The organism is Longimicrobium sp. (genome assembly GCA_036377595.1).
Classification (GTDB): domain Bacteria; phylum Gemmatimonadota; class Gemmatimonadetes; order Longimicrobiales; family Longimicrobiaceae; genus Longimicrobium.
Genome location: DASUYB010000158.1, coordinates 25,973 through 38,800, shown reverse-complemented (window position 1 = coordinate 38,800; position 12,828 = coordinate 25,973). Strand labels below are relative to the sequence as shown.

At 71.7% G+C, this 12,828-nt stretch carries 15 protein-coding genes; 2 read left to right on the top strand and 13 right to left on the bottom strand.

The annotated features are described in order from the left end of the window. Positions 1 to 51: 51 nt before the first annotated feature. From VF092_27120 to VF092_27095, 6 genes are all read right to left on the bottom strand, one after another. Entirely contained in the window at positions 52 to 261 is a 210-nt protein-coding gene (locus tag VF092_27120; protein HEX6750990.1) for a hypothetical protein, read from the bottom strand. Positions 262 to 315: 54 nt separating this feature from the next. Beyond that, positions 316 to 1,599, bottom strand: a complete 1,284-nt coding sequence (locus tag VF092_27115) for a M28 family peptidase (protein ID HEX6750989.1) — start codon at positions 1,597 to 1,599, stop codon at positions 316 to 318. Beyond that, positions 1,596 to 2,705, bottom strand: a complete 1,110-nt coding sequence (locus VF092_27110; protein HEX6750988.1) for a hypothetical protein — start codon at positions 2,703 to 2,705, stop codon at positions 1,596 to 1,598. Before VF092_27110 ends, VF092_27115 begins: the two co-directional genes overlap by 4 nt. A gap of 281 nt (positions 2,706 to 2,986) precedes the next feature. Continuing rightward, a complete protein-coding gene (locus VF092_27105; protein ID HEX6750987.1) occupies positions 2,987 to 3,712 on the bottom strand; it encodes a hypothetical protein in 726 nt (241 codons plus the stop codon). Positions 3,713 to 3,892: 180 nt separating this feature from the next. Beyond that, a complete protein-coding gene (gene pdxH, locus VF092_27100) occupies positions 3,893 to 4,507 on the bottom strand; it encodes a pyridoxamine 5'-phosphate oxidase (GenBank protein HEX6750986.1) in 615 nt (204 codons plus the stop codon). Further along, the gene (locus VF092_27095; GenBank protein ID HEX6750985.1) at positions 4,504 to 5,088 is read right to left on the bottom strand and encodes a DUF2911 domain-containing protein; all 585 of its coding nucleotides are present in this window, start codon (positions 5,086 to 5,088) and stop codon (positions 4,504 to 4,506) included. Before VF092_27095 ends, pdxH begins: the two co-directional genes overlap by 4 nt. Positions 5,089 to 5,235: 147 nt before the next feature. Between VF092_27095 and VF092_27090 the strand changes: the two genes are divergently transcribed. Continuing rightward, positions 5,236 to 6,108, top strand: a complete 873-nt coding sequence (locus VF092_27090) for a hypothetical protein (GenBank protein ID HEX6750984.1) — start codon at positions 5,236 to 5,238, stop codon at positions 6,106 to 6,108. 104 nt (positions 6,109 to 6,212) lie between these two features. Further along, positions 6,213 to 7,046 carry a hypothetical protein gene (locus VF092_27085; protein HEX6750983.1) on the top strand — a complete coding sequence of 278 codons (834 nt, stop codon included), beginning with the start codon at positions 6,213 to 6,215 and terminating at the stop codon, positions 7,044 to 7,046. A gap of 164 nt (positions 7,047 to 7,210) precedes the next feature. Here the strand turns inward: VF092_27085 and VF092_27080 are convergent, their stop codons facing one another. The 7 genes from VF092_27080 to VF092_27050 form a co-directional block, all read right to left on the bottom strand. Then, on the bottom strand, positions 7,211 to 8,200 hold the full coding sequence (locus tag VF092_27080; GenBank protein ID HEX6750982.1) for a threo-3-hydroxy-L-aspartate ammonia-lyase: 990 nt from the start codon (positions 8,198 to 8,200) through the stop codon (positions 7,211 to 7,213). Next, complete coding sequence (locus tag VF092_27075; GenBank protein HEX6750981.1) at positions 8,187 to 10,655, bottom strand: cation:proton antiporter; 2,469 nt, start codon at positions 10,653 to 10,655, stop codon at positions 8,187 to 8,189. The genes VF092_27080 and VF092_27075 overlap by 14 nt, the downstream gene beginning before the upstream one ends. 87 nt (positions 10,656 to 10,742) lie before the next feature. Further along, positions 10,743 to 11,150: a hypothetical protein gene (locus VF092_27070; protein ID HEX6750980.1), complete on the bottom strand. Its 408-nt coding sequence runs from the start codon at positions 11,148 to 11,150 to the stop codon at positions 10,743 to 10,745. Then, on the bottom strand, positions 11,147 to 11,533 hold the full coding sequence (locus tag VF092_27065) for a hypothetical protein (GenBank protein ID HEX6750979.1): 387 nt from the start codon (positions 11,531 to 11,533) through the stop codon (positions 11,147 to 11,149). Before VF092_27065 ends, VF092_27070 begins: the two co-directional genes overlap by 4 nt. Then, the gene (locus VF092_27060; protein ID HEX6750978.1) at positions 11,530 to 11,964 is read right to left on the bottom strand and encodes a hypothetical protein; all 435 of its coding nucleotides are present in this window, start codon (positions 11,962 to 11,964) and stop codon (positions 11,530 to 11,532) included. The genes VF092_27065 and VF092_27060 overlap by 4 nt, the downstream gene beginning before the upstream one ends. A 16-nt stretch (positions 11,965 to 11,980) precedes the next feature. Then, complete coding sequence (locus VF092_27055; GenBank protein ID HEX6750977.1) at positions 11,981 to 12,391, bottom strand: hypothetical protein; 411 nt, start codon at positions 12,389 to 12,391, stop codon at positions 11,981 to 11,983. Between the two features lie 16 nt (positions 12,392 to 12,407). Continuing rightward, positions 12,408 to 12,824, bottom strand: coding sequence for a hypothetical protein (locus VF092_27050; GenBank protein HEX6750976.1), 417 nt, complete (start codon positions 12,822 to 12,824; stop codon positions 12,408 to 12,410). Positions 12,825 to 12,828 lie beyond the last annotated feature (4 nt).

Genomic DNA, 12,828 nt, shown 5'->3' with positions numbered 1-12,828 from the left:
CGGGCTTTCTCGTCGTTCGCCGCGGTTACTTGCGGACCGAGGCAGCCTCCTTCACGGCTCGATTCCGAACCGCTGTCGCAGTTCCTCGACCGTCATGTGAACACCTTTGCCTTCCCGCATGTCACGGTCTGCTCGGAGCAGCATGCGGTGCAGCTCGGGATTCTTCAAGATCATCTTGTAGTCGTCCCGTCCGGAGCGAACGCGGCGGAAGCGGCCTGTGCTCTTGAGGTTGGCGATGACTCTTTGCCTTCGTGTGGACATCCACGGGCTCCAGAGCGAGGGGTGAAGCGTTGGCGATCCGGGGACGAGGTGCTTTCACCCCCCGCCGCGCGTGCCGAGCGTCGCCGTCACGGTGATGCGCCGGCCGTCGCGGAGGACGTCGATGCGCACCGTGTCGCCGGGCTTGTGCGCGCGGAGTGCGTCGGTCAGGCCCTGCAGGTCGTGCACATCCATCTCCCCCAGCCGTACGATCACGTCGCCGGCGCGGATGCCGGCCTTCTCGGCGGGCGACTCGGCGCGCACGCCGCTCAGCTTCACCCCGTCGGGCACGGGGGTGAAGTCGGGGATGGAGCCCAGGTACGCACCGTAGCCCGGCGTGGCCACGTTCCCCGCCTGCCGCGGCGGCGCCGCGCGCCGGAAGGTGAGCGCCGCCGGCCGCCCCGCCACGCCGCGCGCGATCCGCGTCACCACGCCGGCCACGGTCGCCAGCCCGCGCGGGTCGATCTTGTCCCAGTCGTCCGACGGGCGGTGGTAGTCGGCGTGCACGTTGGTGAAGAAGTGCAGCACCGGCAGCCCCTTCGCGTAGAACGAGGTCTGGTCGCTGGCGCCGAACCCGTCGCCGCCACCACGCACCTGCACCCCCTCGGCCGCCGCCGCGCTGTCGACCAGCGCCCGCCACTCGTCCGCCGTCTCCACCCCGTACACGATCAGCGGCCCCGTCGCCAGTCGGCCGACCATGTCCAGGTTCAGCATCGCCCGCGTGCGCTCCAGCGGAACCGCCGGGTGCGAGGTGTAGAACGACGAGCCGAGCAGCCCCTCTTCTTCTCCCGTGAACGCCACGAACACGACGGTGCGCGCCGGCCGCGGCCCGCTCGCGAGGCGGCGAGCGATGTCGAGGAGAGCCGCGACGCCCGACGCATTGTCGTCCGCGCCGTTGTGGATCGACGAGTCGCCAGGCGCCATGGAGAACTGGCCGCCGTGCCCCAGGTGGTCGTAGTGCGCGCCGATCACCACCGCCTCGCCCGCCAGCGCGGGGTCGCCGCCGCGGAGAATGGCCACGACGTTGCGGCCGGTGCCGCCGGGCGCGTGCGGGTTGATGGCCGAGACGAGCGGAAGCGACTGGAAGTACGTCCCCGAATCGCCCGCGGGCTCCAGCCGCAGCCGCCGGAACTGCGCCGCGATGTAATCCCCCGCGCACCGCTCGGCCGGCGTGCCCGAGAGACGGCCCCCGAGCGCGTCGTCCGCGAGATATCTCACATGAGCGAGCGGCGCCTGCACGCCGCGGGTGATCGCCGCCGCATCCGGGCACGCCTGCGCGGCGAGCCGCGGCGCGGCGATCGCGATCGCGGCGATCGCGAGGGGGAGCGAACGGCGGTTCATCGCCCGCCTCCCGTCGATGCCACCGCGGCGGGCGTCTCCACCCAGTCGGCGATGAAGATGTTGGTGTCGCCGCGCTGGGCCGCGTTGCGGTTGCTGGCGAACACGAGGTGGCGTCCGTCGGGGCTGAACATGGGGAAGCCGTCGAACTCGGGGGTGGCGGTGATGCGCTCGAGCCCGGTGCCGTCGTCGCGCACCATGTACAGGTCGAACTCGCGGCCGCGCGGGTCGCCGTGGTTGCTGCTGAAGATGATCCGCCGGCCGTCGGGGTGGAAGAACGGCGCGAAGCTGGCCGCGTTCAGCCGCGTCACCTGCCGCTTGTTGCCGCCGTCCGCGTCCATCACCCAGATCTCCAGCGTGGTGGGCCGCACCAGGTTCTGGCGCAGGAGATTGCGGTAGTCCGCCTCCTCGCGCGGCGTGGACGGATGCTGCGCGCGATAGACGATGCGCCGTCCGTCGGGGGAGAAGAAGGCGCCGCCGTCGTACCCCAGCTCGTGCGTCAGCCGCCGCACGTTGCCGCCGTCGGCGTCCATCGCGTACAGCTCCAGGTCGCCATCGCGCGTCGAGGTGAAGACGATGGTGCGGCCGTCGGGGGAGATGGTGGCCTCGGCGTCGTACCCCGGCGTGTCGGTGAGCCGTCGCAGGTCGCCGCCATCGAGATCGGAAGACCAGATGTCGTAGTCGTACAGCGCCCAGACGTAGCCCTGGCTGAAGTCGGGGCGCGGCGGGCAGGTGCTGTCGGCGGCGTGGGTGCTGGCGTAGAGGAGGCGGTCGCGGCCGGGGTAGAAGTAGCCGCAGGTCGTGCGCCCCTTGCCGGTGGAGACGCGGCGCAGGTTTCCGCCGCGCGTGTCCATGGTGAAGATCTCGTCGCAGGGGCGGAAGCCGGGGCGGGTGGACTGGAAGATCAGCCGCCGCCCGTCGGCCGAGAAGTACGCCTCCGCGTTCTCGCCGCCGAAGGTGAGCTGCCGCAGGTTGCGCAGGTGCGGCTCCGCGGCCGACGCCGGCACCGGCCGCGCGGGCCCCGGCGATTGCGCGCAGGCGGCGATCAGGAGCGGGGCGGCGAGCGGGAGAAGACGGGGGAGATGCGGGAGATATCGGGAGATGGTCATCGGTCGTGTAGATGGGTTGCGATGCGGGTGGCTGCCCCGGTGGGCCCTCTCCCTGGCTGACCGGCGCGACTCCCGTCGCGTCCGGACAGCCTGTCCCTCCCCCAAAACCGACTGGGGGAGGGACCTGGGCGCTTCGCGCGGCTACTCAGCGTGGACGCTGTATTGGGCGTCCAAGCCAGATCCCGGCAGAATCGCGGTCACGGATCAGTCCGGCCGTCGGGGAGAGGTGGACGCGCGTGGGGCAAGCTCCCACAGCCCACGATACGGCGGGGACACAGCCGCTAGAGAGTGAGTACGCTGGCTGCGAACGGGCGGTACGCGTTCGAGCCCGAGTTATACACTTGCACTGCAAACGATGCCTGCTCTGCAACAGCAGCGAGCGTCGGATTCAGCCAGCTGAGAAACTCAAGCGCACGCCGGTGTGCCGCCAGTGGCTGGCGATCCCAGACGGGCTGATGATGCGCGACGAGATTCCGAAAGTCACGGATTTCCGAAGCAGCTTTCCAAACGTCCGTCCTTGTTCGGGATGCACGCGGAATTCCCGGAAACCGCTTGAGCGCCAGCGGCCACAGTTGTGGTCCGTTTGGATTTCCTTGTTCATACGGCCGCTGACAGAGGCGAACCCAGAATCCGAGCCCGAGCTGGCCCACCAAGTGACCGGGAGTGTGGCGCCGCTTCGATCCCAAGCGGAGGATTGCATCGGCAACATCCCGCTCTTCTGCGCGCTGCAGCAGGCTCGGAACCGTGTCGAGCCAACACGGCACCACTCCCGTGCGAAGCCGCCGTTTAGCGGTAGCTTCGACACCGGCCGAGTAGATAGCGTTTCTGAAGGCAACCTCGGCAAGGTGCAATACAGGTGTGAGCGCAGAGCACAGGGCCATGTTCCACATGTAGCGGGCGCCCGCATCCACCGAATCGAAGTCGGAGGAAAGGCTGTAGCCGGCAAGCCTTTCTTTTGAAAGGCACCTGCAGAGCGCTGCGTACGTAACGGTCGCAACGGCAGTCATAATCTGTATTTCGATGTGTGGGAACAGCTTGCGCGGTGGGACGCAAGCGGTTATGCTTGTACCATAATTCCTCGGGCCGTCCTATACCGCAGCTTACGCTGAGGCACGACCCCGAGGTGACAGACTCCCGGTACCGCTTTTCAGTGGGCCGGGAGTCTGCGTTTTCGGCCTTGGATCACCTCACGGGTACAGCAGCTCCTTCGTCCACTCCGGCGGATCACCACCCTTGAGGGTGTATTGCTCGCGCTCGTGGAGGCGGCTGGGGCGGCCGAACCAGAACTCGATGCGATCCGGGATCACCCGGTAGCCGGACCAGAACGGCGGACGGGGGATCTCCCGGCCCTCGTACTTCGCCTCGATCTCCTTCACCCGCTCCACCAGTACGTCGTACGCGTCGAGGCGCGTGCTCTGCTTCGACGCCAACGCGCCGATGCGCGAGCCACGCGGACGGCTGGCGAAGTACGCGTCCGCCTCTTCCGAGCCCACCGGCTCGACACGGCCTTCGATGCGGACCTGCACCTCCATCGGCTGCCAGTGGAAGCAAAGCGCGGCGTACGGATTGGCCTCGAGCTCGCCCGCCTTGCGGCTGCCCAGGTTGGTGTAGAAGACGAAGCCGCGCTCGTCGAACTCCTTCAGCAGCACCATCCGCGCGCTCGGCCGCCCGCCGGCGGTGGCCGTGGCCAGCGCCATCGCGGTGGGCTCGTGCATGTCCGTCTGCCGCGCGCGGGCGAACAGCTCGCCGAAGCGGCGGAACGGCTCGCCGAACTCCGCCGTCGTCACCCCCGTCTCCCTCACGGCCGCGTCCCGGTGCCGGTGCGGCGCGCGGCCGGCGCCACCACCCGGAAGGGAACGGTGGCGCGCGTGTTCTCCCACTCCATCGCAATCGTGCTGGCTGCGCTGCCGCGGCCGCGCTCGAGCCTGATGGTGAACTGCTCCACCGGCTCGCCCAGGGTGCTCACCTGCATGGGGATGCGCACCAGGTCGCGCCCAGGCTCGTACTGCGTGCCCCACTGTCCCGTCTGGCGGTTGACGATCAGCGTCCACCCGGTGGACGTGGGGAGGGTGTACAGCGTGTACGTCCCCTTGGGGACGCTGGCGGTGCCGATGCGCAGGTCCACGTCGGTAATCAGCGTGGTCGCGGCGTTGGCGCCGGTGCGCCAGACACGGCCATACGGCACCAGCCCGCCCATGATCCTGCGGCCGCGCATGGACGGGCGCCCGTAGTCCACGTAGATGCGCTGCCCCGGCGCCACCTCGAAGCGCACGGTGTCGCGCGGGCTGAGGATGCGCGGCTGCGCCTGGGCCGCGGCGGGCGCGGCGGCCACGACCACGGCCAGCGGCAGGATGCGGCGGAGGATGGAGATGGATGCGCGCACGGGTCTCCCTCGGGTTCGATGGGTTGTCGCCCGGATGTTACCCGCGGCACCGATGCGGGGCAACAGGCGCTTGCGCGTCGAGCGGGACGGCATCTACTTCTCCCTATCCGTTCCGGCGCGCCCGTCTCTACGAATCACGCCCTGTTGATGCGACGAGCGATCCCTCCGGCCGTCTGCCTGGCGCTGATCATCGCGACGACGCCCGCCGCGGCGCAGGAGGCGCACTCGGCCGCCAGCCTGCGGGCGCTGGACGCGCGCATGCAGGAGCTCCTGGCGACGCTCGACGATCCGGACTTCGACGGCGAGGTCGATGAGTTCGTCCCGTTCTTTCCGCGCCAGGGCGAGTTCGCCCAGGTGGTGACGACGCACCTCCGGCGCGGCGGAGACTCCGTGGCGATCCATCGCTACCGCACGGCCGAGCTGCCGTCCGCGACGAAGCCGGGCGGCCCGCTCTGCTGGTCGTTCGACCCCGGCGGCGGCGAGGTGGGGCGGGTGATGGACGAAATCCCCGCCGACTGGTTCGACCCGCGCCGGCCGTGGCGCCGCGTGCGCGCCACCCGCTTCGTGCCACCGCTGCGCGGCGCGGGATCGCCGGTGTTCGTGGAGTGGAAGATCGAGGACGGGCGCTGGGTCGTGTCGGCGTTCGGCGAGGAAGCCGACGAGCCGCCGCCGCGGGTGCTCGGCTACGACCGGCTGAGGATCGCGCGCGATTCCGCCGGCGGCGAGCCGCTGCGCTTTCCGCTCCCCGCGAACGGGATCTATGCGGGCGGCCGGCGCTGGTTCGAGCAGCACGAGATCCTGACGCTGGACGGCCTGAGATACCTCGCATACGGCCTCCCGCGCCAGCTGTCCGACGGAGACGTGGTGCGCTTCGGCTCGGTCCAGGGCGTGCCCGTCTTCGTGGAGCCTGCGACCCAGCGGATGCCCGAGGTCGTGTATGTCGCGGTCGCGCCCGACGGGCTCTTCCAGCCGTACCAGCCCGGTCCGGTCGGCCACTGCTGGACGCCGCGGGATCCGTGAAGCCTACGTAGAGCCGGGGCATTCCCGATCTGCTGCACCCCCCGATCCGTGCGCCTGGAAAAGCGAGTCGTTCGATTCCGGGAATCATCAAACCAGTTGAACCGATGCGCACCACGGCGATCCCCCTGCTCGCGACGGCGATCCTCGCGCTGGCGCGTCCGCCCGCCGGGGCGGCGCAGGACACGACGTCGTGGGCGTCGCGGCCGGGGTGGAGCCTGGAGCGGACCATGCGCGAGTTCGTGAACACGCTCGGCGGCTCCGCGCCGGGCTACTTCCCCTCGCGCGGCGAGTGGGCGTGGGTGGTCACCAAGCGCTACCCCGACGGGCGCCGCCACGCGAACGTCTGGCGCTTTCCCGCCGCGCAGACGGACTCGGCGCTGGGGTGGAACGGCCCCGTCTGCAACTCGTTCAGTTCCGGCGACGCGGTCGCCATAGAAACGATCGTCTCGATCGCGTACGAGTCGCAGCAGAGCCCATGGCGCCGCGTGGGCGAGACGCGCTTCGTGCCGCCGGGCCAGCCGGCGGGCTCGCCGTACTGGGTGGAGTGGCGGCGCGAGGACGGCCGCTGGGTGATCTCCGCGTTCGGCGAGCCCGGATGGTACGTCCGCGGGGTGGCGGGGCGCGATGCTGCCGACGTGGCGCGCGCCCATGCGCCACGGCTGCGGCTGCCGATCCCCGACGACGTGCCGGTCGCGTCCGGCGGCGACTGGCTGCAGGCGCATCCGAACATCATCCTCCACGGCCGGCTGCTGATCCGGTACGGTCTTCCGCGGCAGCTGAAGGACGGTGACCTGGTGCGCGAGGGAAGCTACCAGGACGTCGCGCTGTACGTGGAGCCGCGGACCCGCGGCCGCCCCGAAGTCCTCTACGTGCCCGTCGGCCGGACCGGGATGTTCCAGCCGTACCAGAACGAGATCAGCAACGGCTGCGCGCCGTGAGCGATCCAAGAATCCCAAGGTATCTAAACAGCATTGAATCACACGGAGGGAACGGAGGGAACGGAGGACTCAGATCGGTCCTCCGTTCCCTCCGTTTCCTCCGTGTGAAATCAGGGGATTCCATCCTCGAACGATTTTCGGGGATCCGGTGAGGATCTCCTCGATCATCCCTCCCGCGCGAAGAGGTCGCAGGCGCTGGCCAGGTCGACGTTGCCGCCGCTGATCACGATCCCCACGCGCCGGCCGGCGAACGCGGCGGGGTCGGCCAGGAGCGCGGCCACGGGAACGGCGCCGGAGGGCTCGATCACCAGCTTCATCCGCGTCCACAGGAAGCGCATCGCCTCCACGATCTGCGCCTCGCTCACCGTGCGCATCTCGTCGACGTTCCGCGTGACCAGCGGGAAGGTGTAGCGGCCCAGCGACGGCGTGCGCAGCCCGTCCGCGATCGTCGGCGGGTTGTGCGTCGTCTGCAGCGTGCCGGTGCGGAAGGAGCGCGTGGCGTCGTCCGCCAGCTCGGGCTCCACGCCGATCACCCGGCACCCGGGCGAGGCCGACTTCGCCGCGAGCGCGGTGCCGCTGAGCAGGCCGCCGCCGCCGCAGGGCGTCATCACCACGTCGAGCGGCCCCGTCTGCGCGATCAGCTCCAGCGCGGCGGTCCCCTGCCCGGCGATCACGTCCGGGTGGTCGTACGGGGGGATGAGCGTCATCCCCCGCTCCTGCTGCAGCTCCGCGGCGATCTCCTCCCTCGTCCGTCCCGCGCGGTCGTAGAGCACGACCTCGGCGCCGTAGCCGCGCGTCCCCGCGATCTTGGGCGGCGGCGCGTCCTCCGGCATCACCACCACCGTCTTCACGCCGAGCAACCGGCCGGTGAGCGCCACGGCCTGCGCGTGGTTGCCGGACGAGTAGGTCAGCACGCCGCGGGCGCGCTCCTCGTCCGACAGCTTCGACACGGCGTTGAACGCGCCGCGGAACTTGAACGCGCCGCCGCGCTGGAAGCTCTCGCACTTGAGGAAAACGGTGGCGCCCGTCATCTCGTCCAGCGTGCGGCTGGTCATCACCGGCGTAGGGTTGGCGTGGCCGCGCAGGCGCTCGGCGGCCGCGCGCACGTCGGCGGCGGTGGGGAGGGTGACGGTCTCGGTCTCAGTCGTCGACATGCAGCCAGTCCAGCTCCGTTCCGGGGGCGAATCGGTCGACCAGCTCGCGCACGCGCTCGGGCGCGCTGAGCAGGCGGGCGATCTCGGCCAGCGCGCGCAGGTGCTCCTCGGCGCGCTCGGCGGGGCTCACGAGGAGAAAGATGAGGCGGGCGGGGTGCCGCGCGCGAGGGAACTCGACGCCCTCGCGGCTGACGCCCAGCAGCAGCACCGGCCGCGGCAGCCCCCGCAGCCGCACGTGGGGGAGCACGACGCCGGGGACGAGCTCCGACGAGAACTGCTGCTCGTTGCGGACGACCACGTTGGCCACCTCGCGCGCCGCGTCCTCGTCGAACACGTCCTCCACCAGCCGTCCGATCGCCGCCACGAAGGAGATCGGCCCCAGCCGCACCACGCGCTCCGGCGCCAGCGCGTCGGAGATCCGCGCCGCGCCGTCCATCGCCGCCAGGTCGGGCTCCGCGGGAAAGACCAGCACCATCGACCCGTCGTACGTCGCCGCGATGCGCTCGGGGAGCCGCGCCAGCCGCGGGTGCCACCCCAGCGTCCCCCGCCGCGCCGACGCGACGGCCACCAGGTCGTGCGGGCGCAGCATCCCGCCCAGCCGCTCCAGCAGCTCGCCCCACGTCTCCACCCGCTCCCACGCCGCGGGGACGGCGGGCTTCACCCGCGCGTGCAGCGCCTTCAGCCGCTCGGGAAGGCCGCCCACCGTCACCGCGGCGATCGATCCCGCGCCGGCGCCCGAGGCCAGCAGGTTCACCGTGCGCAGCGCCTCGCCGAAGCCGGGGTGGCGCTCGATGGCGGGGGGAAGGACCAGGACGACGCGGCGCGTGGTGTTCACCGGCTGGGTGATGCGCGCGGCGACGGCGGCCTGGCGGGTGCGCTGGAGAAGCTGGTCGAGCACCGAGCCGAACATCGCCTGCCCCGGGCCGCGGCGCGCGCTCCACCCGGTCACCACCAGGCTCCCGCGCGTCTCCGCCACCCCGCGCGCGATCCCCTCCGCCACGTTGGGATCGACCCGCGTCAGCGGCACCACGGGCACCTCCGCGGCGGCGGCGTGCACGACGGCGTGGGCGAGCACCTTCTCCGCCTCGGCCACCTCGGCCTCCGCGTCGTCGCCCTCGCCGCGCACCACCATCAGCGGGTGCACCGGCTCGTCCGTCCCCTTGCCGCGGAGGATGAAGGCCAGCTCCATCAGCATGTCCGCCGTCTCCGGCTTCGACAGGGCCACGACGATGCGGCGCGGCGCCGCGCGCGGATCGTACGGCCGCTCCTCCTCGCCCAGCGCGACCTTTCGTCCCCAGCGGGCGACGGCCCAGGGTCCCGCCAGGCAGGTGACCAGGATCACCAGCACCACGCCGTTGACCTCGGTCTGGTCCAGCATCCCCGCCTCGAAGCCGACGAGGACGATCGCCAGCGTCCCCGCCGCGTGGGGCACGGTCAGGCCGAAGACGGTCCATCCCTCGTCCGCCGTCCATCCGAACACCTTCTCGGCCGCGAACGACGCCAGCCACTTCCCCGCGACCACGGCCGCGGCCAGCGCGGCGGCGATCGCCAGCGCGCGCCCCCGCAGCACCCGCACGTCCACCAGCATCCCCACCGACAGCAGGAAGAAGGGGATGAAGATGGCGTTGCCGGCGAAGTGGATGCGGCTCATCAGCGCCCCCTGCGCGGGGATCAGCCGGTTGAGCGCCAGCCCCGCCAGCAGCGCGCCGATGATGGGCTCCACGCCGCCGTAGTGCGCGAACCAGGCGGCGGCGAAGAGCGCCGCCAGGACGAAGATGAACTCCGTCGTCCCGTCCGTGCTCACGTTGCGGAAGAACCATCGCCCCAGCCGCGGCAAGCCCCACATCACCGCGAAGACGTAGATCGCGAACGGGATCGCCAGCTCCAGCCAGAACGCCGCGTCCAGCGCCCCGCCGCGCGACTTCACCACGACGGCCAGCAGGAGGAGCGCCAGCACCTCGGTCAGGATCGTCCCCCCGAGCGCGGCGGTCACCGCGCCGTTGCGCACGATCCCCAGCCGGCTGGCGATGGGGTAGGCCAGCAGCGTGTGCGAGGAGAAGACGGAGCCGATCAGCAGCGCGGAAGGAAGCGAATATCCCAGCAGCGTCGCCATCCCCACCCCGATCGCCCCGGGGACGAGGAAGCTGAGCGCCCCGAAGCCGAGCGACCGCGCGCGGTGGCGGGCGAACTGGTGGAGATCGAGCTCCAGGCCCACCAGCAGCATCAGGTAGAGGAGCCCGACCGTGCCGAGCAGGACGATGGTGTTGCTGCGCGCCAGCAGCCCCGCGCCGTGCGGCCCGATGGCCGCGCCGGCCACGATCAGCCCGATGATGCCGGGGACGCGGAAGCGCTCGAAGAGGAGGGGGACGACGAGGAAGACGAGCGTCGCGGTGGCGACGACCAGCACGGGGTCGGTGAACGGCAGCGCGGGCGGGGCGATGGAGAGCAGCGGCAACGGCGACCTTTCCTGGCCGGGGTGAACGGATTCCCGGTTCAGGGAGCAGGGACCGACGCCCTCCTCCGAACCTGCACCAACGAACGATCAGGGCGGCCCGGGCACGCGCCGGCGCCGTCGCACGGCGGCCGACCAGCCGTGCCGCAGCCGCACCTCCGACTCCACGTAGCGCACGATCAGCCACATCACGGCGCCGGCCATCACCAGCGGCGCCATGGCCCGCGGCACGAACGCGCCGCGCGCGAGCAGCGGGATGGCGAGCGCGGCGAACGCCACCACGGCCAGCGCGGTCACCGCGCGCGGGGCCCACGGCCGCACCTTCCACAGCGCCTCGACGCTCACCCCGGCGAGCACCAGCGACACCAGCCAGAGCGCCGTGAAGACCCACGGCCCCGTCGTCACGAACGGCGGCTCGGTGACGATGTGGCGCACGCCGTCGATCACGTACAGCGCCAGGAAGATGGCCAGCAGCGTGAACCCGGTCGGCCGGCTCACGGCCGCCTCGCCGCCGGGACGCGCGCGCGGAAGTGCTTCTCCGCGCGGGCGTGCACGTAGCCCACGATCGCCAGCAGGAGGGCGGCGGCGAAGAGCAGGAGCCCGGCCCTGCCGCGAAGGCTCAACCCGTCCGAGAACGCGGCCAGCTCGACGAACAGCGTGATCGCCAGCGCGGCGGAGGCGCGCGTGACCCACGGACGCACCGTCCACAGCGCCTCGATCGTGACGGCGGCGAGCGCGACGGACGCGACCTGCAGCACCCCGATCCAGCCGAGCGCCACGCCCGGCGGCGCGACGCCGACGAACAGGAGCCCCATGAGCACGTAGACGAGGAGGCCCAGGATCAGCAGGCCGAACCCGAGCGGCGGCGACGGGTCCGTCACCGCACACCCCGCGGCGGAACCGGGCGGGAGATGCGCGGCGCCGTCCGCCGGTAGCGCGGACGCGGGCCGCCGAGGAGGTGCTCCAGCGTGTGGTGGACGCACACCACGGCGAACACCAGGATCACGCCCAGGAGCATGACGTTCGCCAGCCGCGTCATCACCGCCACGGGGGACCCTGCGCCATCGAACCGCAGCGCCAGCAGCAGCATGGCCACCGCCGCCAGCACGCCGCAGGCGCGGGTGGCCCAGGGCCGCACGCGCCACAGCGCCTCCGCGGCGACGGCGGTCAGCGCCACCAGGAGCAGCTCGAGCACCGGCTCCGCGACGGATTCGCCGCCGGCCGGGCCCCGCGCCAGCAGCGCGATCACCTGCGCGGGGAGCAGGATCGCCAGGACGGCGGCGAGGAAGGTGAACCCTCTCGGACGGTGCATCGGTCCGCTGCGGGGCTCAGGGAACGCGGCCGGCGGCCGGCCGCCGGCGGAGGGAGCGGCGGCCGTGGATCGCCCCGGTGCGCGCGTGCACGTAGGTGGCGGGGATCGCCAGGACCGCGGCCAGCAGGACGACCGCCGCGGCCTCCATCGACACCATCGCGGGCGACTGGCGGATGTCGATCCCCACCAGGTACTTCAGCACCGTGGCGGCGCAGAGCGTGCCGACCGCGCGCGCGGCCCACGGGCGCACCCGCCAGAGCGCCTCGATCGAGATCGCCATCAGCGCGACGATCAGCACCTCCAGCGCCATCCGCACCATCGCCCCGCCGCCGACCAGCGCAGGCGGGAAGATGATCGCCCGTACCGGGTTCCAGATCATGAACCCGAGGATCACGGCCAGGAGGGTGAACCCCTGCGGACGGTTCATTCCCACGCCTCCGCGCTCACGGGCGACGGCCGGGCGCGGCGCGCACCGGGAGCACGGGCGGGACCGGCCCCGTCATCGCCACCCACTTGCCGCGCACGTACGCCAGGAACGGCAGGATCACGCCCAGGCTGAAGAACAGCACCACCGCGCCCGCGAACACGCCGGGAAGCCCCATCTCGGCGAACATCGCCGTCATCACGATCACGCAGTAGACCCACACCAGCGCCTTGCAGGCGCGGTAGAACCACGGCCGCATGCGGATCATGGCCTCGGCGGCCAGGAGGAAGGCGGCGGCCAGGACGGTGACCGCCGCGCGGACGGCCATCCCGTCCAGCCCCCCGGGCTCCAGCCAGAGGAGGAACGACGCCATCCAGACGCCGATCACGCCGGCGAGGACGCCGAGCACCACCAGGCCGAAGGGCTTCCGCGGCACGGCT

Excerpts from the sequence above, each read along its gene's own strand:
- VF092_27085 (HEX6750983.1), top strand. The coding sequence starts at position 6,213 with ATGCGCACCACGGCGATCCCCCTGCTCGCGACGGCGATCCTCGCGCTG.
- VF092_27080 (HEX6750982.1), bottom strand. The coding sequence starts at position 8,200 with ATGTCGACGACTGAGACCGAGACCGTCACCCTCCCCACCGCCGCCGAC.
- VF092_27120 (HEX6750990.1), bottom strand. The coding sequence starts at position 261 with ATGTCCACACGAAGGCAAAGAGTCATCGCCAACCTCAAGAGCACAGGC.
- VF092_27110 (HEX6750988.1), bottom strand. The coding sequence starts at position 2,705 with ATGACCATCTCCCGATATCTCCCGCATCTCCCCCGTCTTCTCCCGCTC.
- VF092_27060 (HEX6750978.1), bottom strand. The coding sequence starts at position 11,964 with ATGCACCGTCCGAGAGGGTTCACCTTCCTCGCCGCCGTCCTGGCGATC.
- VF092_27115 (HEX6750989.1), bottom strand. The coding sequence starts at position 1,599 with ATGAACCGCCGTTCGCTCCCCCTCGCGATCGCCGCGATCGCGATCGCC.
- VF092_27090 (HEX6750984.1), top strand. The coding sequence starts at position 5,236 with ATGCGACGAGCGATCCCTCCGGCCGTCTGCCTGGCGCTGATCATCGCG.
- VF092_27105 (HEX6750987.1), bottom strand. The coding sequence starts at position 3,712 with ATGACTGCCGTTGCGACCGTTACGTACGCAGCGCTCTGCAGGTGCCTT.
- VF092_27055 (HEX6750977.1), bottom strand. The coding sequence starts at position 12,391 with ATGAACCGTCCGCAGGGGTTCACCCTCCTGGCCGTGATCCTCGGGTTC.